The sequence below is a fragment of the Streptomyces sp. NPDC015131 genome (assembly GCF_043079975.1).
Taxonomy (GTDB): Bacteria; Actinomycetota; Actinomycetes; order Streptomycetales; family Streptomycetaceae; genus Streptomyces.
The window spans coordinates 61,470-84,761 of sequence record NZ_JBIBVB010000009.1 but is presented as its reverse complement, the minus strand read 5'-3'; the positions used below and the strand labels follow the sequence as shown (position 1 = coordinate 84,761).

General features: G+C 73.8%; 15 protein-coding genes and 2 pseudogenes. 12 read left to right on the top strand and 5 right to left on the bottom strand.

Annotated elements, in window-relative coordinates; translation table 11 throughout:
* The first annotated feature begins 93 nt into the window (after positions 1 to 93).
* Complete coding sequence (locus ACF08D_RS30175) at positions 94 to 1,971, top strand: chitinase (RefSeq protein WP_392227436.1); 1,878 nt, start codon at positions 94 to 96, stop codon at positions 1,969 to 1,971.
* Here ACF08D_RS30175 and ACF08D_RS30170 read toward each other — a convergent pair.
* On the bottom strand, positions 1,907 to 2,710 hold the full coding sequence (locus tag ACF08D_RS30170) for a phosphatase PAP2 family protein (RefSeq protein ID WP_392227224.1): 804 nt from the start codon (positions 2,708 to 2,710) through the stop codon (positions 1,907 to 1,909). The genes ACF08D_RS30175 and ACF08D_RS30170 overlap by 65 nt on opposite strands.
* 90 nt (positions 2,711 to 2,800) lie before the next feature.
* Positions 2,801 to 4,135: a 4-aminobutyrate--2-oxoglutarate transaminase gene (gene gabT, locus ACF08D_RS30165; protein WP_392227222.1), complete on the bottom strand. Its 1,335-nt coding sequence runs from the start codon at positions 4,133 to 4,135 to the stop codon at positions 2,801 to 2,803.
* A gap of 202 nt (positions 4,136 to 4,337) precedes the next feature.
* Between gabT and ACF08D_RS30160 the strand changes: the two genes are divergently transcribed.
* From ACF08D_RS30160 to ACF08D_RS30140, 5 genes are all read left to right on the top strand, one after another.
* A complete protein-coding gene (locus ACF08D_RS30160; RefSeq protein ID WP_392227220.1) occupies positions 4,338 to 5,201 on the top strand; it encodes an ROK family protein in 864 nt (287 codons plus the stop codon).
* 123 nt (positions 5,202 to 5,324) lie between these two features.
* On the top strand, positions 5,325 to 7,367 hold the full coding sequence (locus tag ACF08D_RS30155; protein WP_392227218.1) for an ATP-binding protein: 2,043 nt from the start codon (positions 5,325 to 5,327) through the stop codon (positions 7,365 to 7,367).
* 153 nt (positions 7,368 to 7,520) lie between these two features.
* The gene (locus ACF08D_RS30150) at positions 7,521 to 9,083 is read left to right on the top strand and encodes a PucR family transcriptional regulator (RefSeq protein ID WP_392227216.1); all 1,563 of its coding nucleotides are present in this window, start codon (positions 7,521 to 7,523) and stop codon (positions 9,081 to 9,083) included.
* Between the two features lie 244 nt (positions 9,084 to 9,327).
* Positions 9,328 to 10,230 carry an EamA family transporter gene (locus ACF08D_RS30145; RefSeq protein ID WP_392227214.1) on the top strand — a complete coding sequence of 301 codons (903 nt, stop codon included), beginning with the start codon at positions 9,328 to 9,330 and terminating at the stop codon, positions 10,228 to 10,230.
* Positions 10,231 to 10,339: 109 nt separating this feature from the next.
* Entirely contained in the window at positions 10,340 to 11,782 is a 1,443-nt protein-coding gene (locus ACF08D_RS30140; protein ID WP_392227212.1) for an aldehyde dehydrogenase family protein, read from the top strand.
* A 136-nt stretch (positions 11,783 to 11,918) separates the two neighbouring features.
* Here ACF08D_RS30140 and ACF08D_RS30135 read toward each other — a convergent pair whose 3' ends face one another.
* Both ACF08D_RS30135 and ACF08D_RS30130 read right to left on the bottom strand, forming a co-directional pair.
* Positions 11,919 to 13,154: a hypothetical protein gene (locus ACF08D_RS30135; protein WP_392227458.1), complete on the bottom strand. Its 1,236-nt coding sequence runs from the start codon at positions 13,152 to 13,154 to the stop codon at positions 11,919 to 11,921.
* Positions 13,155 to 13,434: 280 nt separating this feature from the next.
* Positions 13,435 to 13,530, bottom strand: a pseudogene (locus tag ACF08D_RS30130) (pentapeptide repeat-containing protein); the annotation flags it as partial.
* 272 nt (positions 13,531 to 13,802) lie between these two features.
* On the opposite strand from ACF08D_RS30130, the pseudogene ACF08D_RS30125 reads away from it, so the two are divergent.
* Positions 13,803 to 14,054, top strand: a pseudogene (locus ACF08D_RS30125) (MazG-like family protein); the annotation flags it as partial.
* A 582-nt stretch (positions 14,055 to 14,636) separates the two neighbouring features.
* Here ACF08D_RS30125 and ACF08D_RS30120 read toward each other — a convergent pair.
* The gene (locus ACF08D_RS30120; protein ID WP_392227434.1) at positions 14,637 to 16,079 is read right to left on the bottom strand and encodes a serine hydrolase; all 1,443 of its coding nucleotides are present in this window, start codon (positions 16,077 to 16,079) and stop codon (positions 14,637 to 14,639) included.
* A 163-nt stretch (positions 16,080 to 16,242) separates the two neighbouring features.
* Here ACF08D_RS30120 and ACF08D_RS30115 point away from each other — a divergent pair, with 163 nt between their 5' ends.
* The 5 genes from ACF08D_RS30115 to ACF08D_RS30095 all read left to right on the top strand — a co-directional run bounded on the left by ACF08D_RS30115 (position 16,243) and on the right by ACF08D_RS30095 (position 23,232).
* The gene (locus ACF08D_RS30115) at positions 16,243 to 16,971 is read left to right on the top strand and encodes a TetR/AcrR family transcriptional regulator (RefSeq protein WP_392227210.1); all 729 of its coding nucleotides are present in this window, start codon (positions 16,243 to 16,245) and stop codon (positions 16,969 to 16,971) included.
* 382 nt (positions 16,972 to 17,353) lie between these two features.
* A complete protein-coding gene (locus tag ACF08D_RS30110) occupies positions 17,354 to 19,291 on the top strand; it encodes an acyl-CoA dehydrogenase family protein (RefSeq protein WP_392227208.1) in 1,938 nt (645 codons plus the stop codon).
* Positions 19,292 to 19,406: 115 nt separating this feature from the next.
* Positions 19,407 to 20,636, top strand: coding sequence for a 3-phosphoshikimate 1-carboxyvinyltransferase (gene aroA, locus ACF08D_RS30105; RefSeq protein WP_392227206.1), 1,230 nt, complete (start codon positions 19,407 to 19,409; stop codon positions 20,634 to 20,636).
* A 47-nt stretch (positions 20,637 to 20,683) separates the two neighbouring features.
* Complete coding sequence (gene dxr / locus ACF08D_RS30100; protein ID WP_392227204.1) at positions 20,684 to 21,934, top strand: 1-deoxy-D-xylulose-5-phosphate reductoisomerase; 1,251 nt, start codon at positions 20,684 to 20,686, stop codon at positions 21,932 to 21,934.
* Entirely contained in the window at positions 21,931 to 23,232 is a 1,302-nt protein-coding gene (locus ACF08D_RS30095) for a M50 family metallopeptidase (RefSeq protein WP_392227202.1), read from the top strand. Before dxr ends, ACF08D_RS30095 begins: the two co-directional genes overlap by 4 nt.
* The last annotated feature ends 60 nt before the right edge of the window (positions 23,233 to 23,292 follow it).

Genomic DNA, 23,292 nt, shown 5'->3' with positions numbered 1-23,292 from the left:
GGTCTGGACCAAGTTGTGCGGCGCTCCACCTCGATTCCCCCACTCCCGGAGGCAGTTGTGGACCGCACCTCGCCCAGACCGCTCGCCCTCGTCATGGCGGCCCTGCTCACCCTCGGCGGGGCCGCGGGGGCGGCCACCGCCGCTCCGGCGTCCGTTCCCGCGGCCGTTCCCGCGTCCGATTCCGTGTCCCTTTCCGCGTCCGGTCCCGCGGCCGGTCCCGCGTCCGCCGGTGTGGGGGCCGCCGCCGACACCGAACTGGCCCGCAACGGGGGCTTCGAGGCCGGGTTGGACGGCTGGAGCTGCGCGGCCGGCAGCGGGGCGGCCGTCTCCGCCCCGGAGCCCGTGCGCACCGGCACCCGGGCCCTGAAGGCCACGCCCTCGGGCGGCGACCACGCCAAGTGCGCCCAGACGGTCGCCGTCCGGCCCGACTCCACGTACACCCTGAGCAGCTGGGTGCGCGGCAGCTACGTCCACCTCGGGGCGACCGGGACGGGCACCGCCGACGCCACCGCGTGGACCCAGGCCGCCCCCGACTGGCAGCGGCTGACCACGACCTTCCGCACCGGCCCGGCCACCCGCTCGGTGACCGTCCACACCCACGGCTGGTACGGGACCGGCGCCTACCACGCCGACGACGTCTCCCTCCTCGGGCCGGCCGGCGACCCCGCCCGGCCCCCGGCCGCCCCCGCCGGCCTGACCGCCGGCCGCCCCGGCCCCACCAGCGTGCCGCTCTCCTGGTCCCCGGTGCCGGACGCGACCTCCTACCACGTCTACCGGGGCACCCAGCGGGCCCTCACCGTGACCGGCACCTCGGCGACCGTGACGGGCCTCGCGCCCTCGACGCCGTACCGCTTCGAGGTCACCGCCGTGAACGCCGCCGGAGAGTCCGCCCGGTCGGCGGCCGTCACCGCGACGACCGCCCCGGAAGGCCCCGGCCCCGGCCCCGGTGACGGGCTGCCCGCCCACGCCCTCGTCGGCTACCTCCACACCAGCTTCGCCAACGGCTCCGGCTACACCCGCATGGCGGACGTCCCCGACTCCTGGGACGTCATCAACCTCGCCTTCGGCGAACCGACCTCCGTCACCTCCGGCGACATCCGCTTCCGCCTCTGCCCGGCCGGCGAATGCCCGAACGTCGAGTCCCCCGCCGACTTCAAGGCCGCCGTCCGGGCCAAGCAGGCCGCGGGCAAGAAGGTGCTCATCTCCATCGGCGGCCAGAACGGCCAGGTCCGGCTGACCACCACCGCCGCCCGCGACACCTTCGTCTCCTCCGTCTCGAAGATCATCGACGAGTACGGCCTCGACGGCCTCGACATCGACTTCGAGGGCCACTCGCTCTCGCTCGACACCGGCGACACCGACTTCCGCAACCCCACCAGCCCGGTCATCGTCCATCTGATCTCGGCCCTGCGGACCCTGAAGGCGAAGTACGGCCCGGACTTCGTCCTGACCATGGCGCCCGAGACCTTCTTCGTCCAGCTCGGGTACCAGTTCTACGGCTCCGGCCCCTGGGGCGGGCAGGACCCGCGCGCCGGCGCCTACCTGCCGGTGATCCACGCCCTGCGCGACGACCTCACCCTGCTGCATGTCCAGGACTACAACTCGGGCCCGATCATGGGCCTCGACAACCAGTACCACTCCATGGGCGGCGCCGACTTCCACATCGCCATGACCGACATGCTCCTCACGGGCTTCCCCGTCGCCGGCGACGCGAACCGGTTCTTCCCGGCGCTGCGCCCCGAGCAGGTCGCCATCGGGATGCCCGCCTCGCCCCACGCGGGCAACGGCCACACCCCGCCCGCCGAGGTGAACAAGGCGCTCGACTGCCTGACCCGGGCGGTGGGCTGCGGCACGTACCGCACCCATGGCGTCTGGCCGGGGCTGCGCGGGCTGATGACCTGGTCGGTCAACTGGGACCGGTTCGGCGGCTGGGAGTTCTCCCGGAACTTCGACGCCTACCGGTGGAGCTGACCAGCGCCAGGGACCCGAACAGGCAGGCGCTCGCCAGCACGTCCAGCGGCCAGTGGTAGCCGCGCAGCACCAGACCGGTGCCCGTCGCCGCCGTGAGCAGCAGCGCGACGGGCACCAGGCGCCGGTGCACCAGCAGCGCCGCCCCGCAGTACGCCACCAGCGCGGTCGCCGTGTGCCCCGAGGGGTAGTAGCCGGTCTCCGGGGTGAGCGGCCCGGGCCGGTCGGTGAGCAGCTTCAGCGGTACGACCAGCGCCGGTACGAGGGCCATGGCGAGCCCCGCGTACAGCGCCCGGGCCCGCCGGCCGCGCCATACCGCGTACGCCATGGCCGCCGCGAGGACGGGGAGCGCCACCGGCAGGCCGCCCAGGTCGGCGAGGAACTCGGTCAGCCCGGTGGGCCCCCGGCCGGCCAGGGCGCGGCTCACGCGCGCGTCCAGGCGGGCGAGGGGGCCGCCGGCGACGACCTGCCAGGTGATCAGCCCGAACAGGACCGGCAGCGCCCAGAGGAGCCGGAAGAGAAAAGCCGGCCGCCCCGGAACAGGGGGGGTGGTTCCGGGGCGGCCGTCAGGACCGGTGCGCCGCGCGCCCCGGGGGGTGTGGGGCGGGCGGCTGTCCGATCGGTGAGGAGAACCGGAGCCAGAGGCACCGGCGGTGTGCGCGAGGGCACGACCAGGACAGGGCTGGGGAGGCTCCGTCCCGGAGCCGCCCGCAGTCCCCTGCGGGCGGGGTGTTTCTCTCATCTGCGGAAACCGTACGGCAGGGAAAGGGGGCCCGACAGCCGGATCTCCATCCCGCCATGGGCCCCCCACGGGTTCTTCACAAGCGGTGCGTCACACGCCCGCGAACGCGTTCTCGATGACGTCGAGACCCTCGTTGAGCAGGTCCTCGCCGATGACCAGCGGCGGCAGGAAGCGCAGCACGTTGCCGTAGGTGCCGCAGGTCAGCACCAGCACGCCCTCGGCGTGGCACGCCTTGGCGAGCGCGGCGGCGGCCTCCGGGTTCGGCTGCTTGGTCGCCGGGTCCTTGACCAGCTCGATGGCGATCATGGCGCCGCGGCCGCGGATGTCGCCGATGATCTCGTACTTCTCCTGCATCGCGGCGAGGCGGCCCTTCATGACCTCCTCGATGCGCTTGGCCCTGCCGTTGAGGTCCAGCTCCTTCATGGTCTCGATGGCGCCCAGCGCACCGGCGCAGGCCACCGGGTTGCCGCCGTAGGTGCCGCCCAGGCCGCCGCCGTGCACGGAGTCCATGATCTCGGCGCGGCCGGTGACGGCGGCGAGCGGCAGGCCGCCCGCGATGCCCTTGGCGGTGGTGATGAGGTCGGGGACGACGCCCTCGTCCTCACAGGCGAACCACTGGCCGGTGCGGCAGAAGCCGGACTGGATCTCGTCCGCGACGAAGACGATGCCGTTGTCGTTGGCGAACTTCACGATCGCCGGGAGGAAGCCCTTGGCCGGCTCGATGAAGCCGCCCTCGCCCAGCACCGGCTCGATGATGATCGCGGCGACGTTCTCGGCGCCGATCTGCTTGGTGATCTGGTCGATGGCCTGGGCGGCGGCCTCGGGGCCGCAGTTCTCCGGGCCGGTGGGCCAGCGGTAGCCGTAGGCCACCGGCACCCGGTAGACCTCGGGCGCGAACGGGCCGAAGCCGTGCTTGTACGGCATGTTCTTGGCGGTCAGCGCCATCGTCAGGTTCGTACGGCCGTGGTAGCCGTGGTCGAAGACGACGACGGCCTGGCGCTTGGTGTACGAACGGGCGATCTTGACCGCGTTCTCGACGGCCTCGGCACCGCTGTTGAACAGCGCGGACTTCTTGGCGTGGTCGCCCGGCGTCAGCTCGGCGAGCGCCTCGCAGACCTCGACGTACCCCTCGTACGGCGTGACCATGAAGCAGGTGTGCGTGAACTGCTCCAGCTGGGCGCTCGCCCGGCGCACGACGGCCTCGGCGGAGGCACCCACGGAGGTCACGGCGATACCGGAACCGAAGTCGATCAGACGGTTGCCGTCGACGTCCTCGATGACACCGCCACCGGCACGGGTGGTGAAGACCGGCAGCACGGAGCCCACGCCACCCGCCACCGAGGACAGACGGCGGGCCTGAAGCTCCTGCGACTTCGGGCCGGGAATGGCGGTGACGACGCGGCGCTCCTGCGGGATTTCGGTCATGCGGGGCTCCTGGGGGTGGGGTCTTTCGGACGCAGCTGGTGTTTCTTCCGCAGGCTAGGCGCGGGGGAGGGGTGCAGGCATGCTCCGTTAGGGAGTGGTTCGTGCCGTGTCCTTGTCCGGGACGGACATAGCCCGCCCCTCCGGCCGGGACGGCGGCCCGCCGGTAGGGTGGCGATCACACCGCGCACCGGGGAGGCGACAGGTGACGTCCGCTGCCGTGGGCATCGACATCGGCGGGACCAAGCTGCTCATGGTCGCCCGCCCGGCCGGCCGGGACGAACTTCTGACCCGCCGCGCCGACACCGGACCCGGAACCACGCCCGAGGCCGTCCGGACCGCCGTCGGGCGCTTCCTCGCGGACCACCGGCTGACGCCCGCCTCCCTGGGCGTCGCCGTCCCCGGCCTCGTCGAGAACGGCCGTGTGACCGTCTGCGACGTCCTGCCCGGGCTGACCGGCTGGCCCGGACCCGCCGCCTCCGGTGTGCCCCGCGTCCTGGTCAACGACATCCGCGGTGCCCTGGCGGAGGAGGCCGCCGGGGTCGACGGGACGCCGACCGTCGCGGTCCTCCTCTGCGGGACGGCCGTCGGCTCGGCCTGCCTGCACGAAGGGCGGGTGCTGCGCGGCTCGCGCGGCTGGGCGGGCGAGATCGGGTACATGCCGCTTCCCACGCCACGGGGCATCCGCCGGCTCGACGACCTGGCCGGCGGGGCCGCCCTCGTCCGCGCCACCGGCCTCGAGCCCGCGGAGATCCACTCGGCGCTCGCCGCCGGGGACTCCGCCGTCCGCGCGGCCGTGGACGCGGCCGGGGAGGCGCTCGAGCTCGCCATGGCCACGCTGGTCAACAGCCTCAATCCCGGCACGCTCCGGACGGCGGGCGGCACCCTCGGCTACCCCGGCTACTGGGACGCCGCCCTGGCCACCGCCGGTGCCCACGCGCTGCCCCAGCTCTGGGACGCCTGTGCCGTGGCCCGGATCGAGGACCCGGAAACGGTGGTCGCCCGCGGCGCGCTCCGGCTGGCCGCCGCGGCGGCGGACCGGGAACCCTGGGTCGCGCAGTACCTGTGACCCGTGCCGCCGGGCGCACGGCACGAGCCGCGCCCCCGGCTCCCGGGCCAAGACGGCGGTCCACGCACTAGATTGACGGATGCACAGGCACGCGCGACCCGGCTGGTCAGGGGGCAGGGGTTCATGGAGACGGACGGTACGTACGAGGCACGGCGCAGCCACGTCGGGAAGCCGGCCGTGCCGCCTCCGCCCCGGCATGCCCCGGCGCCCGCCGCCGGGGGGACGGCCGCGTGGCTGCGCACCCCCCGGCCCCCCGCCGAGCCGGGTGTCTGGCGCCTCGGCCACCGGCCCCGCCCCAAGGAGGAGCCGGAGGCGGTGCCCGCGCGCAGGCTGTTCGCCGGCGCCCTGATCGCCCTGCTCAGCGGCTGGCTCCTGTGGTCCCTCCTGTGGAACGGGTACCTCGGGTACTACTGGCTGTGGCCCCTGCTGGTCCTCACCCCCGACGAGTGGCGCACCCAGCCCGGCACCTGGGCCACCGCCAGCTACGTCTACTACGCGATCGTCGGCGGCGGGTTCCTGGTCTTCTTCGCCCGGATCGGCCACATCCCCGAGATCTGGCGCCGATACGCCAAAAAGAAGGACGCCCCGCCCCCGCCGCCGCCCCCGGACGCCGATCCGGTCGACTGGCCCGAGCTGCGGGACGCCGGGCTCGGGGACGCGGCGGCGCGGCTGGCCGACGCCACCCGCTCCGGGGCGCTGCGCGACGTGGACTACGCCCGCATCCGGCGCGCGTGGCAGGGCGTACGCACCCACCCGGACCGGCTCGCCGCGTTCACCGACGCCGTGCGCGCCCACGGGCCCGCCGCCTGTGCCCATCCCTCGGGCGTCCGCGACCTGCCCGTCCGTACCGCCGCGCACGACCTGGCCACCGCCCAGGTGCGGATCGGCACCGCCGCCGACCACCCCCGCAACCCGTACGCCCGGCGGACGACCGGGGTGGCGCTGGAGCCCGCCGTGCTCGGCACCTCCCTGCTGGCCGTCGGGCCCGCCGGGTCCGGCAAGACGGTCCGGCTGATCCGCCCCGTCGTGGAGTCCCTGTGCCTCCAGGCCCTCGCCAACCGCGCCGCCGTCATCGCCGTGACCGCCCACGGCACCGCGCTCGCCCCCGACGAGGCGTTCGACGTGATCGTCTCCGTGGGCCGCCCCGACTCCACGCACGACCTCGACCTGTACGGCGGCGCCGAGGACCCGGACGAGGCCGCCCGGATGCTCGCCGAGGCCCTCGTCGGCGACCTCGTCCCCGACAGCCGCCGTGCCGCCACCGCCCTGGCCCAGCTCATCGGCCCCTACCGCGCCGCCCACGGCCACTTCCCGGCCGTACCGGAGCTGCGCGAGCTGCTCGGCGGCGCGCCCGGAGCGCTCGCCGAGCTGCGCGCGGCCGTCGCCCACGACCCCGCCCAGCTGCGCGAGCTGGACGCCCGGGCCCGGCAGGCCGAGCGCGGCGACGAGGTCGGGGTGCTGCTCGCGGAGCGGATCGCCTTCCTCGACCGGCCCGCCTTTGCCCGCTTCTTCCGCACTGGCGAGGAGGGGCGCCGGTTCTCGCCGCGCGCCGTCGAGCACCCGCTGCGGGTCCGGGTGGACCTGCCCGAGCGCGGCCACGCCGAGGCGTCCCGGATCGTGGCCCGGCTGCTGATGGCCCAGTTCACCGAGGCGGCGCTGACCCGCGCGGACCGCTCGCTGTTCGCCTGCCTGGTGCTGGACGACGCCACGTACACCGTCACCGCCGACTCCGTACGCGCCGTCCAGCGGCTGCGCTCCGCCCACGCCGGCGTCGTCCTGGCGCTGCGGACCCTGGAGGACGTGCCCGAGGCCCTGCGCGGGCCCCTGCTGGGCGCGGTGGGGTGCCGGATGGCGTTCGCCGGGATCGCGTCCTGGGACGGCGGCCGGTTCGCCGAGACCTGGGGCACCGAGTGGGTCCAGACCCGGGACGTCACCAACCGGCAGATCATCGCCGACGAGCCGCTCACCAAGGCCCTGCACTTCCTGCGCCGCCTGGTCACCGGCAAGGCGGCCACGGCCGAGGCGGTGACCGTCCGGGAGGTCGAGCGGCAGCGCTGGTCCGCCTCGGACCTCGCCCACGCGGTCCCGCCCGGGCATGCCGTACTGTCCCTGACGGGCGTCCGGGGGGAACACGTCCCTCCGCTTCTTGTGGACCTGCGCACCTGAGGCGGCACCGTACAACCTGGCAGAATTGAGGGAAGTCGTTCCTACGGGACGGCGCAAAGTTCCGCCGGCTCCGCCCCCGACACCGCCCCGCCCCGTGTCCGGGCGCCCCGCCCAGGCGCCGCCGCAGCCTCCGAAAGTCCGACGGTCCCCGCCATGCCGCTCACGCTCGCCTCGCTCGTCCAGCACTCGGCGCTGAAGCTCACCGTCCGCGCCGGGGAGGACCGCCTCGACACCCCCGTGCGCTGGGCACACGTCAGCGAGCTCGCCGACCCCGTCCCCTACATGGAGGGCGGCGAGCTGCTGATGGTCACCGCGATGAAGCTCGACGCGGAGAACCCCGAGGCCATGCGCCGCTACGTCAAGCGGCTGTCCGACGCCGGGGTCGTCGGCCTCGGCTTCGCCGTGGGCGTCAACTACGACGAGACCCCGCAGGCCCTCGTGGACGCCGCCCGCGACGAGGACTTCCCCCTCCTGGAGGTACCGCGGCGCACCCCGTTCCTCGCCATCTCCAAAGCGGTCTCGGCGGCCGTCGCCGCCGACCAGTACCGCGCCGTCACCGCCGGCTTCGAGGCCCAGCGCGAGATGACCCGGGCCGCCCTCGCCGAGGGCCCCGCCGCCGTGATCGCCCGGCTCGCCGCGCACGTCGACGGCTGGGCGGCGCTGTACGACGCGTCCGGCGCCGTGCTCGCGGCGGCGCCCGAGTGGGCGGCGCGCCGGGCCGGCCGGCTCACCCCCGACGTCCAGCGCCTCCGGGAGCGGGCCGCCCCCGCGAGCGCCGTGGTCGGCGGCACCGACGACCGGGTGGAGCTGCAGTCGCTGGGCAGCGGGCGGCGGGTGCGCGGCGCGCTGGCGGTGGGCACCGGGGCGCCGCTCGGCACGGCGGAGCGGTACGCCGTCCACTCGGCCATCGCCCTGCTGACGCTCACCACCGAGCGGTCGCGCTCCCTCCAGGCGGCCGAGCAGCGGCTCGGCGTGGCGGTGCTCCGCATGATGCTCGCCGGGCAGCCGGACCACGCCCGGGCGGTGGCCGGCGACCTGTACGGAGAGCTGCTGGACGCCCCGTTCCGGCTGCTGATCGCCGAACCGGCGGCCGGCGACCGCGACCCGGCCGCCGAGGCCCCGCTGCCCGCGCTGGCCGAGTCGCTGGAGGCCGCGGCGGCCCGTACCGGCGAGGCGGTGCTCACGGTGCCCGAGGGCGAGGAGCGGCTGGTGGTGCTCGCCGGCGACGGGGGAGCGGTGGCGGACGCCTGCGGGGCGTACGCCGAGAAGGAGGCGGAGGAGGCCGGGGTCGTCGTCGGGCTGTCCGCCCCGACCGGCCCGATCGCCGCGGGCACCGCCTACAAGCAGGCCGAGCAGGCCCTGTCGGTCGCCCGCCGGCGCGGTCGCGCCCTGGTCGAACACGAGGAACTGGCGGCCGGGTCGGTGCTGCCCCTGCTGGCCGACGACGCGGTACGGGCGTTCGCCGACGGGATGCTGCGGGCGCTGCACGAGCACGACGCGACCGGCCGCGGCGACCTGGTCGCGTCCCTGCGCGCCTGGCTCTCCCGCCACGGCCAGTGGGACGCCGCCGCCGCGGACCTGGGCGTCCACCGGCACACCCTGCGGTACCGGATGCGCCGCGTGGAGGAGATCCTGGGCCGCTCGCTGGACGACCCGGACGTCCGCATGGAGCTGTGGCTGGCCCTCAAGGCGACGGGCGGCGCGCCGGCCTCGTGACACCGGCATCCCACCGTCGTAAAGACATTGCCGCGCCCGAACGCCCCTCCCTAGCCTCCGGAGCATGACAAGCCGCCCCGCCGACCGGGCCCCCGCCGCCCCAGCCCCCGCCGACCAAGCCCCAGCACCCGCCGACCAAGCCCCAGCACCCGCCGACCAGGCCCCAGTCCCCGCCTCCGACCAGGCCCCCGCCCCCGCCGGCCGCCTTGTGAAGGGCAGCCGCCTCGTGGAGGGCGGCCGCCTCGTGAAGAGTGCCCCCCGCCGTATCACCGGCGCCGTGTGGGCCGCGCTGGCGATCGTGTACGTGGTGTGGGGCTCCACCTACCTCGGCATCCGGGTCGTCGTCGAGACCATGCCGCCCTTCCTCTCCGCCGGCGTCCGCTTCGTCCTCGCCGGGGTGCTGCTCGCCGCCCTGCTGGCCGCCCGCAAGGGCCTCGGCGTCCTCCGGGTCACCCGCGCGCAGCTCACCTCCGCCGCCGTCGTCGGCCTGCTCCTGCTGCTCGGCGGCAACGGGCTCGTCGTCCTCGCCGAGACCTCCGTCCCGTCCGGCCTCGCCGCCCTGCTGGTGGCGATCGTGCCCGCCTGGGTCGTCGTGCTGCGGACCGCGTTCGGGGAGCGGCCGGGCCCGGGCGCGTACGCCGGTGTCCTCCTCGGCCTGGCCGGCCTCGCCGTACTCACCCTCCCCGGCCTCAGCGGTGACGTGCGCATCGGCGGCGTCCTGACCGTCGTCGTGGCCTCCGTGCTGTGGTCGGCGGGCTCGTTCTCCGCCTCGCGCGTACCGATGCCGGCCAACCCCTTCACGGCCAGCGCGTACGAGATGGTCGCGGGCGGCCTCGGCTGCCTGCTGCTCGGCCTGCTCCGCGGCGAGCACCACGGGCTGGACGCGGCCGCGATCTCCGGCCGCTCCTGGGCCGCCTTCGCGTACCTCGTCGTCTTCGGGTCGCTGGTCGCCTTCACCGCGTACGCCTGGCTGCTCCAGAGCGCCCCGCTCTCGCTCGTCGCCACCTACGCGTACGTCAACCCGGTCGTCGCCGTCGCCCTCGGCGCGCTGATCCTCGGCGAGGCCGTCACCTGGCCGATCGCGCTCGGCGGCGCGGTCGTCGTGGCCGGGGTGTGCCTCATTGTCAGTACGGAACGGCGAAACTGACGCGAGGCACCACTCCATCCCGGACAAGCGACCGTGCGCCCGACCGGCCCTACCGTGTGAGCAGAGGAACCCCCCACCCCGCACAGCTTCGAAAGGGCCGGATCCACTCATGACTGCCACCGCCTTCTGGGTCGCCGGCCGCGAGGCCACCGGCGAGACCGCCTTCGACGTCACCTCCCCGTGGGACGGCCGCACCGTCGGCCGGGTGAGCGTGCCCACCGAGGCCCAGGTCGAGGAGGCCGTGGCCGCCGCCCACGCGGTGACCGACGAGTTCGCCGCCACCCCGGCCCACGTACGCGCCGCCGCCCTCGACCACGTGTCGAAGCGGCTCGCCGAGCGCACCGAGGAGATCGCCCTCCTGATCTCCGCCGAGAACGGCAAGCCGATCAAGTGGGCCCGCGGCGAGGTCGGCCGGGCCGTGTCCGTCTTCCGGTTCGCCGCCGAGGAGGCCCGCCGCTTCAACGGCGGCGACGCCCAGCGCCTCGACACCGACGCCGGCGGCACCGGCCGCCTGGGCCTGACGCGCCGCTTCCCCAAGGGCGTCGTCCTCGGCATCGCGCCGTTCAACTTCCCGCTGAACCTGTGCGCCCACAAGGTCGCCCCGGCCATCGCCGTCGGCGCCCCCATCATCCTCAAGCCCGCGCCCGCCACCCCGCTGTCCGGCCTGATCCTCGGCGAGCTGCTCGCCGAGACCGACCTGCCGGCCGGCTCCTGGTCGATCCTGCCGGTCACCAACGACCGGATGCCGGCCCTGGTCAAGGACGAGCGCCTGCCGGTCATCTCCTTCACCGGCTCCGACAAGGTCGGCTACGCCATCCAGGAGTCCGTGCCGCACAAGCACTGCACCCTGGAGCTGGGCGGCAACGCCGCCGCCGTCGTCCTCGGCGACTGGTCCTCCGAGGAGGACCTGGACTGGGCGGCGACCCGTATCGCCACCTTCTCCAACTACCAGGGCGGCCAGTCCTGCATCTCGGTGCAGCGGGTCATCGCCGACGCCTCCGTGTACGACCGCCTGGTCGCCAAGGTCACCGCGGCCGTCGAGGCCCAGGGCACCGGCGACCCGTCGGACGACGCCACCGACGTCGGCCCGCTGGTCAGCGAGGACGCCGCCAAGCGCGTCGAGAGCTGGGTGGACGAGGCCGTCGCGGCCGGCGCCAGGCTCCTCACCGGCGGCAAGCGCGAGGGCGCCACGTACGCCCCGACCGTCCTGGAGAACCTGCCCGCCGGCACCACCCTCGCCTGCGAGGAGGTCTTCGGCCCGGTCCTGACCCTCCACAAGGTCGACGGCGAGGCCGAGGCGTTCGCCGCGGTCAACGACTCCAAGTTCGGCCTCCAGGCGGGTGTGTTCACCCACGACCTGCAGACCGCCTTCCGCGCCCACCGCGCCCTGGAGGTCGGCGGCGTGATCATCGGTGACGTCCCCTCCTACCGCGCCGACCAGATGCCGTACGGCGGTGCCAAGCAGTCCGGCGTCGGCCGCGAGGGCGTCCGGTACGCGATGGACGACTACACCTACGAGCGGGTCCTGGTCCTCACGGGCCTCGCTCTCTGACCGTACGTCACACGTACGGCCCACGACCGGCGGCCGGAGCCCACTGTGCGGGGGCTCCGGCCGCCTTTCTCATCCCTCCGTGCCCACGGCGGACCGAGGGCGATCCGCTGGGTGACTCCTCGCGTCACTCCTCGCGTCACTCCTTGGGGATCGTCGCCACGCACTCCGAGAACGGCTTGTTGGCCACACACTCGAACACGGGGGCCCACTTGGTGTCGTCGTCGGCACCGGCGGCGACCGTGTCCTGACAGGCGGAGTTGGACAGGCCCCAGAGCGAACCCTCCGGCCAGCCCGCCTCGTTGGTGCGGTCCTCGATCGAGCTCACGCACTCGCCCGAGGCGCCGAGGCGCTTCACCTCTTCGAGGAACTCCTGGTACTGGGAGTTCTGCGTGGCCCCGTCGAGCGCGTCGATCGTCTGCTGGGCGTCGCTGCGCTCCTGCTCCGACGCGTCAGGGTCCTGAACCGTCACCAGCGCCTGGCTGTTCTTCTCGATGACCTGCTTGATCTGCTCCTGGTCCTTCGGGTCCTTGGGCTTGGTGTTCGGGTTCTGGCTCGCCTTCAGGGCGCCGAGGTTCTTCTGCACGCCCTTCTCGATCTTCGCCTTCTCCTCCGGGGGCTTCGGCGGGCCCTGCGGCTTCGACAGCGCGATCATGGCGTCACTCAGCAGCTCCACCTTGGTCTTGTAGTACTCCTTGTCCGCCGCCGAGATGGTGGGGCTCTGCATCCGCGTCACCCAGTAGGCCAGGTCGTCGGCGATGTCCCGGTACGCCGCCTTCTGGTCCGCCGACTGGTTCGGGGCCTGGGCGAGCTTCAGCGCTCCGGTGATCCCGGCGAGGAACTTCGTGTACGTGGCCTTGTCCGCCGCGGACGTGTTCGGGCTGTCGATGGCGTTCAGCGTCTTGCTGATGTCCGCCACGATGAAGCCGTAGACCTCCTTGTCCTCCGCGGAGGCGTTCGGGTCGTTGATCACCTTCAGCGCCTCGGCCAGCGCGGCGTTCAGGTCGGCTTTCACCTGATCCGGTGCCTGCGCGGCCTGCTGCTGCAACTGCTGTTGCTGCTGAGGGGTTATCAGCTGCTGCCCGTCCTCCTGCTGCTGCTCCTCCTGCGGCGGCTGCTGCTCCTCGGGTTGCTGCTCCGGCTGCTGCTCCTCCTGGGGCGGCTGCTGCTCCTCCTGCGGCGGTTGCTGCTCCTCAGGCGGCGGCTGCTCCTCCTGCGGCGGGGGCTGCTGCTCCTCCTCCTGCGGCGGCGGGTCCGGCGGATCGGGCTGCGCGGCCGACGCCGCCTGCGCGGGCGCGGCGGCCGGTGCGGCGACAGCGGTGCCCACGCCGACCGGAACCGCCAGAGAGGCGGCCAGACAAGAGGCGCCGAGCACGCGGGAAATCCTTCGCCGGGCAAGTTTGGCCATGACAATTCCAGATGCGCTTGTGGGGTACGGCTCTGCCGTTGTGGGCGTGACCCGGGAACGGGCCCTTGGCCACCGGAACCGCGAAAGGCTCAACGGTGCACTGGCACTCCAGATCAAATTCTTCGCCCCGCCGGCGCACCCCGCAACTCGGCTTGCGAAACGGCACAGTTGTTTGCCCGTTCAACAGCCCGCCGAAGACGGCATCCGCGGCGGCTCGCCCACTGCTCAGGTCGCGGCCCGTGAACAGGACGTCGCGCATCTCCGCCCACTGGAAGTCGGCGGCGCGCAGGTTGCACTGCTCGAAGACGACGCCCTTGAACGTGGAGTGCCGCCACAGGGACATGTCGCCGCGGCAGTTCACCACCCGGACGTCCAGGAGGTGGCTCGTGCTCCAGGAGGAGCCGGTGACGCGGCGGGACGCGAGCACCGCCCGTACCAGCGAGGTGTCCTCGGCGCGGAGTTGTGCGAAGTCGCAGGTGTGGAAGGTCGCGTCGGAGAGGACGACCTGCCGGGTGCCGGACCAGCGTTCGCCTGCCCGGTCGGGTCGGCGCCGGTCATCATCGGGGCGTGGGGCGGACGAGGGCCGGCCTCCTGCCCCGGAACCGAGGAGGCGGCGTGGACGGTGGGACCTGGGACCGGGTGGAGCGGCTGCGGGGGTGGCTGGACGTGGAGGCGGCGCCGGCCACGGGCGCCGACACCCGGCTGCTGCGGGTGCTCAAGGTCGCCGAGGAGCTGGGCGAGGTCGCCGAGGCCGTCCACGGGGCCCTCGGCGCCAACCCCCGCAAGGGTGCCTCCCACACCTGGGAGGACGCCCGGAAGGAGCTGGCGGACGTCGTCGTGACGGCGATGGTCGCGCTGGCCTCCCTCGGCGACGGCGACGGCGACGACCACGGCGACGACCAGGGCCGCAGCGGCCGGGCGGTCCTGGAGGCGCGGCTCCGGGACCGGGGGGCGCGGCCGGCCGGGGAGGGCCCGGGCACGGCCGGTGATCCGCGTCTGCTGCGGCTGCTCACCCTCTGCGGCGACATGGGGAGGGTCGCGGACGCCCTCTCCGGGGCGCTCGCAGCCGCCCCGCCCGGGGGAGCGGCGCCCGGCGCGTGGGCGGACGTGCGGCGGGAGCTGGCCGGGCTCGTGGCGCGGGCACTGGACGCGCTGGACGCGGCCGGCGGGGACGCCCGGCGCGAGGTGGACGACCACCTGCGGTACCTGGTGCGGCGGGCGCTGGGCCCGGGGGAGTGACGGGCGCGGCCGGCCGGCGGGACCGGCGGGGCCGCCCGGCAACAGGGGATCACGAACCGGCGGCGTCCGCCGCATCGCTGCGACGCCGACGGGGTGGCCGCCCGGCCCGTGGTCGCACCGCCCGCCCGGCCCGTGGTCGCAGCGCCCGGCCGGCCCGTGGTCGTACCGCCCGGCCGGCGCGTGGTCGCACCGCCCGGCCGGCGCGGCCGGTCAGCCGTTCCTGGGGGCGCACCGCATGCCGATGTAGACGCAGCGCGTGCCGTCGGGCAGGGCGGAGAAGATCACCGGCGTGTAGTCCGTGCTGAAGGCCGAGCCCACGCCCGTGCCGGCGAAGGCCGTCTCCGTGACCGGCAGCAGGTCGATCCGCAGGGGCTTGGAGAGGTCCTTCATGCCGTCGACGAACTCATAGAGCGCCTGCCCCTGGCCGTCCTTCTCGGTCACCGTGATGATCACGCCCTCGCGCCGGTACGTGCCGATGAGCGGTGCCCAGTCCACCGCGGGCGGCGTGGCGGCCGGGGCGAAGGGCTCCGGCACGGTCACCCCGGCCAGGTCGGCGAGGAGCTCGCGGTAGAGCGCGGTGTACACCTCACGTGCGCCGCCGCCGTTGGTGAGCAGCGCGACGGCGACGCCGGCCGAGGGCACCACGCGCAGGTAGGCGTACTGCCCGATGGAGGCGCCGTCGTGGCCGTAGCCCTCGACGCCGTTCCAGTCGTACAGGGCCCAGCCCAGGCCCCAACCGTCCGAGCTGACCGTCCACTTGTCGGGGCAGTCGACCACCCGGCGCTGCATGAGGGCGACGGTCTCCTCGGAGAGCACGCGGGTACCGTCCTCGCCAACGCCGCCGGCGAGGTGCATGCGGGCGAGCCGGGCGAGGTCGCCGGCGGTGGCGATGACCCTGCCGTACGGGCCAGCCGATCGCGGCATCATGTCCCACTCCGGCGCCGGGTCCGGCTCCTGGCCGGGCTCGCCCAGGTGTCCCATGGCCGCGCGGAAACGCAGCGCCTCCTCGGGCAGCGTCATGGTGCGGGTGAGGCCGAGCGGGGTCAGGAGCAGGTCCTTGAGGGCCTGGTCCCAGACCTTGCCGGTCACCACCTCGATGATCCGGCCGAGCACGTTGTAGCCGACGCTGCTGTACGAGATCGCGCTGCCGGGCGGGCAGTCGAGCGCCACGTCCTTCGCGGCCTCGACATACATGGCGAGGCAGTCGTCCCCCCGCCCGCTGTCGTAATTGAAGTCGCAGGTGAGACCGCTGGTGTGGCTGAGCAGCCGGCGGACGGTGATCATCGCGGTCGCCGCGGGACCACCGGCGGAGAACTCCGGCAGCACGTCCGTGACCGGCGCGTCCAGGTCCAGTAGGCCGTCCTCGACGAGCCGCATGACCAGGGTGGCCGTGTAGATCTTGGCGATCGAGCCCATCTGGAAGACCGACTCGGTCGTCGTCTCCACGCCCGTGCCGCTATGCAGCACACCGCTCGCCAGCTCGTGGACGGTCCCGCCGGCGAGGACGGCCAGGGAGGCTCCCGGCACGTGGTGTACGGCGCAGAGCCGGTCGAGGCGGGCCTGCCACCGGGCGAGGTCCAGCTGCCGTCCGGCCGAATTCCGGGCGCCCCACGGTCCCTCGGCGCTCCAGTCGCCCTTGTCGTCATAGTTCATGCGGTTCAGCACGGTCGACTCCCCTCATGGCGTACGGCTGCGTACGGCAACCCCCGATGCGAACACTGTACGCAGCTGCGATCGCCGTACGCAATACGCGTACGGTGTCGGTACGATCAGGGCCGACCGGCACGCAGACTCGACCGACAGGAGTGGGCCACCCATGCCTCACGACGCCAAGCCGATCACCTCGGTGTGGACACGTCCGCAACGCCCGCAGCGGGAGCATCTGACGCGGGAGCAGATCGTGACCGCGACGATCGAGCTGCTGGACGCGGAGGGGGTGGAGGCGCTCAGCATGCGCAAGCTCGGCACCCGTCTGGAGGCCGGTGCCACGTCCCTCTACCGGCACGTGGCTAATCGGGACGAGCTGATCCAGCTGGCCGTGGACGACGTGTTCGGCGAGCTGGACCCGCCGGTCGCCGCCACCCGTGGGACATGGCGCACGGCGGTCTCCCGCGTGGCCGCCGACCTGCGGGCGATGGTCCTGCGCCACACCTGGGTCGGCCCCGAACTCGGCCAGGTCGGGCTGCTCCACGTCGGCCCGAACGCCGTCCGCGTGACCTCGGGTCTCCTCGCACAGTTCCGGGCGGCCGGTTTCCCCGCGGGTGAGGACGACCGGGCCGCCGGGGCGCTCATGGCGTACGTCGTCGGGATCGCCACCAGCGAGGCCGCGTACCTCTCGCTGATCGCCCGCAGTGGTGTCTCCGAGCGCGAGTGGCTCTCGGCCCACGGCCCGGACTCCGGCGAAGAGGGCGACGAGGGCGAAGAGACGGACCCGCAACAGGTGCGCGAGGACCGCTTCGCCTATGGACTCGACCGGATCCTCGACGGCCTCGCCGCCCGGCTCGCACCGGGCGGTGACGGCGACCCCCGCCCCACCGGGCGGTGAGGCGGGCGACGCCCGGCCGGCGGCCGCGTACGACCGCGTACGAAGGCCCCGGTCCTCGCGGCACCGCACCGCCCGCCGCCCGCAAGAAGCCCCCACCGAGCCGCCCGGGCGCGCCCGACCGCCCCACCGCCCGGCACGCGCCCCGCCCCCCGGCCCTGCCCGGGCGGCCGAGCCGGGCCGGGGGAACGCACCACCCCCCGCCCGCCGGGCGTCCTCGCAGGTCAGCGCGGGCCCACCGGCCGGCGGACCGGCCCGCGGCCCCCGCACACCAGGCGGTGGCCGCCTTTTGGGACCCGCTCCGATCGGGTAATACGGTCGGGGAAGTACCGGTCGGTAGGACCCACCGGCCGGCCGCCCCCGAACGCGGCGAGGTGAGCCCACCATGTCCGGCCCCCACCCCAAGCCCAAAGTCTCCGAGCGCGAGGCCCGCCAGGTCGCCGAGGCCGCCCGCGAACAGGACTGGCGCAAGCCCAGCTTCGCCAAGGAGCTGTTCCTGGGCCGCTTCCGGCTCGACCTGATCCACCCGCACCCGATGCCCGCCACCGAACAGGCCCAGCGCGGCGAGGAGTTCCTCGCCAAGCTCCGCGACTTCTGCGAGACGAAGATCGACGGTGCCCTGATCGAGCGCGAGGCCCGCATCCCCGACGCCGTCATCGACGGCCTCAAGGAGATCGGCGCCCTCGGCATGAAGATCGACACCAAGTACGGCGGCCTCGGCCTCACCCAGGTGTACTACAACAAGGCCCTGGCCCTCGTCGGCTCCGTCAACCCGGCCGTCGGCGCCCTCCTCTCCGCCCACCAGTCGATCGGCCTGCCGCAGCCCCTCAAGCAGTTCGGCACGGACGAGCAGAAGGAGACCTACCTCCCGCGCCTCGCCCGCACCGACATCTCCGCGTTCCTCCTCACCGAGCCCGACGTCGGCTCCGACCCGGCGCGCCTCGCCACCACCGCCGTACCGGACGGCGACGAGTACGTCATCGACGGCGTCAAGCTGTGGACCACCAACGGCGTGGTCGCCGACCTGATGGTCGTCATGGCCCGCGTACCGAAGTCCGAGGGGCACAAGGGCGGCATCACCGCGTTCATCGTCGAGGCCGGCTCCGAGGGCGTCACCGTCGAGAACCGCAACGCCTTCATGGGCCTGCGCGGCCTGGAGAACGGCGTCACCCGCTTCCACCGGGTCCGCGTCCCCGCCGCCAACCGCATCGGCCCCGAGGGCGCCGGCCTCAAGATCGCGCTCACCACCCTCAACACCGGCCGGCTCTCCCTGCCCGCCATGTGCGTCGGCGCCGGCAAGTGGTGCCTGAAGATCGCCCGCGAGTGGACCTCCGTCCGCGAGCAGTGGGGCAAGCCGGTCGCCCGGCACGAGGCCGTCGGCACCAAGATCTCCTTCATGGCCGCCACCACCTTCGCCCTGGAGGCCGTCGTCGACCTCGCCAGCCAGATGGCCGACGAGGACCGCAACGACATCCGCATCGAGGCGGCCCTCGCCAAGCTCTACGGCTCCGAGATGGCCTGGCTCATCGCCGACGAGCTGGTCCAGATCCGCGGCGGCCGCGGCTACGAGACCGCCGAGTCCCTCGCCGCCCGCGGCGAGCGGGCCGTCCCCGCCGAGCAGCTCCTGCGCGACCTGCGGATCAACCGCATCTTCGAGGGCTCCACCGAGATCATGCACCTGCTGATCGCCCGCGAGGCCGTCGACGCCCACCTCGCCGTCGCCGGCGACATCATCGACCCCGACAAGACCCTCGGCGACAAGGCGAAGGCCGGCGCCCAGGCCGGTGTCTTCTACGCCCGCTGGCTCCCCAAACTCGTCGCCGGACCGGGCCAGTTGCCGCGCGCGTACGCCGACTTCCACCCCGCCGGGCACGCCGACCTCTCCACCCACCTCCGCTACGTCGAACGCACCTCCCGCAAGCTCGCCCGCTCCACCTTCTACGCCATGTCCCGCTGGCAGGGCCGCATGGAGACCAAGCAGGGCTTCCTCGGCCGGATCGTCGACATCGGCGCCGAACTCTTCGCGATGAGCGCCGCCTGCGTACGCGCCGAACTGCTGCGCACCACCGAGGACCACGGCCGCGAGGCGTACCAGCTCGCCGACGCCTTCTGCCGCCAGTCCCGCATCCGGGTCGAGGAGCTGTTCGGCCGGCTCTGGACCAACACCGACGACATCGACGGCAAGGTCGTCAAGGGCGTCCTGTCCGGTACGTACACCTGGCTGGAGGAGGGCGTCATCGACCCCAGCGGCGACGCCCCCTGGATCGCCGACGCCACCCCCGGCCCCAGCGCCCGGGAGAACGTCCACCGCCCCATCCGCTGACCGCCCGCCCCGCGCGCCCCGTGCCCGCCCCGCCCGCCCGGCGGGGCGGGCACGCGCCGCCCAGCCCGTGAGACACCCCGCGGCCGACCGCGCCCCGGACGGCAGGATGGGCGCCGTGACCGCCATCGACATCCCCGGCTCCAAGTCCGTCACCGCCCGCGCCCTCTTCCTCGCCGCCGCGGCCGACGGCACCACCACGCTCCAGCGCCCGCTGGTGTCCGACGACACCGAGGGCTTCGCCGAGGGGCTCACCGCCCTCGGGTACGCCGTCGACCGGGCCCCCGGCGCCTGGCGCGTCCAGGGGCGCCCCGCGGGGCCCGCGGTCACCACCGCCGACGTCTACTGCCGCGACGGCGCCACCACCGCCCGGTTCCTGCCCGCGCTCGCCGCCGCCGGCCACGGCGACTACCGGTTCGACGCCTCCGCCCAGATGCGCCGCCGGCCCCTCGGCCCGCTCACCGAGGCCCTGCGCGCGCTCGGCGCCGGCGTCCACCACGAGGACGCCGAGGGCCACCACCCGCTGCGGATCACCGCCACCGGCATCAAGGGCGGCACGCTCACCCTCGACGCCGGCCAGTCCTCCCAGTACCTCACCGCCCTGCTGATGCTCGGCCCGCTCACCGCCGAGGGCCTGACGATCACGGTCACCGAACTGGTCTCCCAGCCGTACGTCGAGATCACCCTCGCGATGATGCGCGCCTTCGGCGCCGAACCCACCCGCGACGGCCATGTCTTCACCGTCCCGCCCACCGGCTACCGCGCCACCACCTACGCCATCGAGCCCGACGCCTCCACCGCGAGCTACTTCTTCGCCGCCGCCGCGCTCACCGGCCGCGAGGTCACCGTCCCCGGCCTCGGCACCGGCGCCCTCCAGGGCGACCTCGCCTTCACCGGTGTCCTGCGCCGGATGGGCGCCGAGGTGACCACCACCGCCGACGCCACCACCGTCCGCGGCACCGGCCGCCTCCACGGCCTCACCGTGAACATGCGCGACATCTCCGACACCATGCCCACCCTCGCCGCCCTCGCGCCCTACGCCGACGGCCCCGTACGCATCGAGGACGTCGGCAATACCCGCGTCAAGGAGTGCGACCGCCTCCAGGCGTGCGCCGACAACCTCCGGAGCCTCGGCATCACCGCCACCACCGGCCCCGACTGGATCGAGATCCACCCCGGCACCCCGGCACCCGCCCGGATCACCACCCACGGCGACCACCGCATCGTGATGTCGTTCGCCGTCACCGGCCTGCGCACCCCCGGCATCTCTTTCGACGACCCCGGCTGCGTCCGCAAGACGTTCCCGGACTTCCACGCCCACTGGGAGCAGTTCACGTCCCCCGCATAGGGACTCCGGGGTCCGCCCGCGGCGCGGATGCGGCAAGAATGGGGGGCATGAGCGACAGCCCAGCCCCCCTCGCAGACCCGCACATCGCCTTCGACCCCTCCGAAGGCCGCCGGGACATCGTCGTCCTCGGCTCCACCGGGTCCATCGGCACCCAGGCCATCGACCTGGTGCTGCGCAACCCCGACCGCTTCCGCGTCACCGCCCTGTCCGCCGCCGGCGGCCGGCCCGGGCTCCTCGCCGAGCAGGCGCACCGGCTGCGGGTGCGCACGGTCGCCGTGGCGCGCGAGGAGGCGGTGCCCGCGCTGCGGGAGGCGCTGGCCGGGCGGTACGGCTCCGAGCCGCTGCCCGAGATCCTCGCCGGGCCGGACGCGGCCACCGAGCTCGCGGCCTCCCCCTGCCACACCGTGCTCAACGGCATCACCGGCTCCATCGGCCTGGCGCCGACCCTCGCCGCCCTGGAGGCCGGCCGCACCCTCGCCCTCGCCAACAAGGAGTCGCTCATCGTCGGCGGCCCCCTGGTCAAGGCGCTCGCCAAACCGGGCCAGATCATCCCGGTGGACTCCGAGCACGCCGCGCTCTTCCAGGCGCTGGCCGCCGGCACCCGCGCCGACGTCCGCAAGCTGGTCGTCACCGCCTCCGGCGGCCCCTTCCGCGGCCGTACGAAGGCGGAACTGGCCCACGTCACCCGCGAGGACGCCCTGGCGCACCCCACCTGGGCCATGGGCCCGGTCATCACGGTGAACAGCGCCACGCTCGTCAACAAGGGCCTGGAGGTCATCGAGGCGCACCTGCTCTACGACATCCCCTTCGACCGCATCGAGGTGGTCGTGCACCCGCAGTCGTACGTCCACTCGATGGTCGAGTACACCGACGGGTCCACCCTCGCCCAGGCGACGCCGCCCGACATGCGCGGCCCGATCGCCATCGGCATCGGCTGGCCCGAGCGCGTCCCGGACGCCGCGCCCGCCTTCGACTGGTCGAAGGCGTCCACCTGGGAGTTCTTCCCGCTGGACACCGAGGCGTTCCCCTCGGTCGGGCTCGCCCGCCACGTCGGCGAGCTGGGCGGCACCGCCCCGGCCGTGTTCAACGCCGCAAACGAGGAGTGCGTCGAGGCGTTCCTCGCCGGCCGGCTGCCCTTCACCGGCATCATGGACACCGTCACGGCGGTCGTCACCGAGCACGGAACCCCCACCGCGGGAACCTCCCTCACCATGGCGGACGTCCTGGAGGCCGAGACCTGGGCACGCGCCCGGGCCCGTGAACTGACGGCGAAGGCGACCGCGGAGGCGCGCGCATGACGATTCTGCTGACGATCCTCGGCATCGCGCTGTTCGCGGTCGGGCTGCTCCTGTCCATCGCCTGGCACGAGCTCGGCCACCTCTCCACGGCCAAGCTCTTCGGCATCCGCGTCCCGCAGTACATGGTCGGCTTCGGCCCGACCATCTGGTCGCGGCGCAAGGGCGAGACGGAGTACGGGATCAAGGCCATCCCCGCCGGCGGCTACATCCGCATGATCGGGATGTTCCCGCCCGGCGACGACGGCCGCCTCCAGGCCCGCTCGACCTCCCCGTTCCGCGGCATGATCGAGGACGCCAGGTCGGCGGCGTACGAGGAGCTCCAGCCCGGCGACGAGACCCGGCTGTTCTACACGCGCAAGCCGTGGAAGCGCGTCATCGTGATGTTCGCCGGCCCGTTCATGAACCTGGTCCTCGCGGTCGTGATCTTCCTCGGGGTGGCGATGACCTTCGGGTTCGCCACCCAGACCACCGAGGTCGCCGGGGTGCAGAAATGCGTCATCGAGCAGAGCGAGCAGCGCGACACCTGCGCCAAGGGCGACCCGGTCTCCCCGGCCCACGCCGCCGGCCTCAGGCCCGGCGACCGGATCGTGGCCTTCGACGGGCGGCCCGTCGACGACTGGGGCACCCTCTCCCAGCGCATCCGCGAGACCATCGGCCCCGCCGACCTGACCGTCGTCCGCGACGGCGAGCGGCTGACCCTCCACCCCACCCTCATCAAGAACGAGGTCGTCCAGAAGGACGCGGACGGCGAGGTCGTCGAGGGCAAGTACGTCCCCGCCGGCTACCTCGGCTTCGCCGCCAGGACGGAGATCCTCCCGCTCACCTTCGGCCAGTCCGTGGACCGCATGGGCGACATGATCCAGAACGGCGCCGAGTCGCTCGTCGCCCTGCCGTCCAAGATCCCCGACCTGTGGAACGCGGCCTTCGGCGACGGCGAGCGCAAGGCGGACTCCCCGGTGGGCGTCGTCGGCGCCGCACGGATCAGCGGCGAGGTGATGAACCTGGACATCCCCACCCAGAACATCATCGCCACCTTCCTGACCCTCCTGGCCGGTTTCAATCTCTCCCTCTTCCTCTTCAACATGCTGCCCCTGCTGCCCCTGGACGGCGGGCACATCGCCGGCGCGCTCTGGGAGTCCGTACGCCGCAACGTGGCCAAGGTCTTCCGGCGCCCCGACCCGGGCCCGTTCGACGTGGCGAAGCTGATGCCGGTGGCCTACGTCGTGGCGGGCATCTTCATCTGCTTCACCCTGCTCGTCCTGGTCGCCGACATCGTCAACCCGGTAAAAATCTCGTAGACCCACGGCGTACGTACGCGTGAACGACCACGGCCGGACACCCCGCGGTGTCCGGCCGTG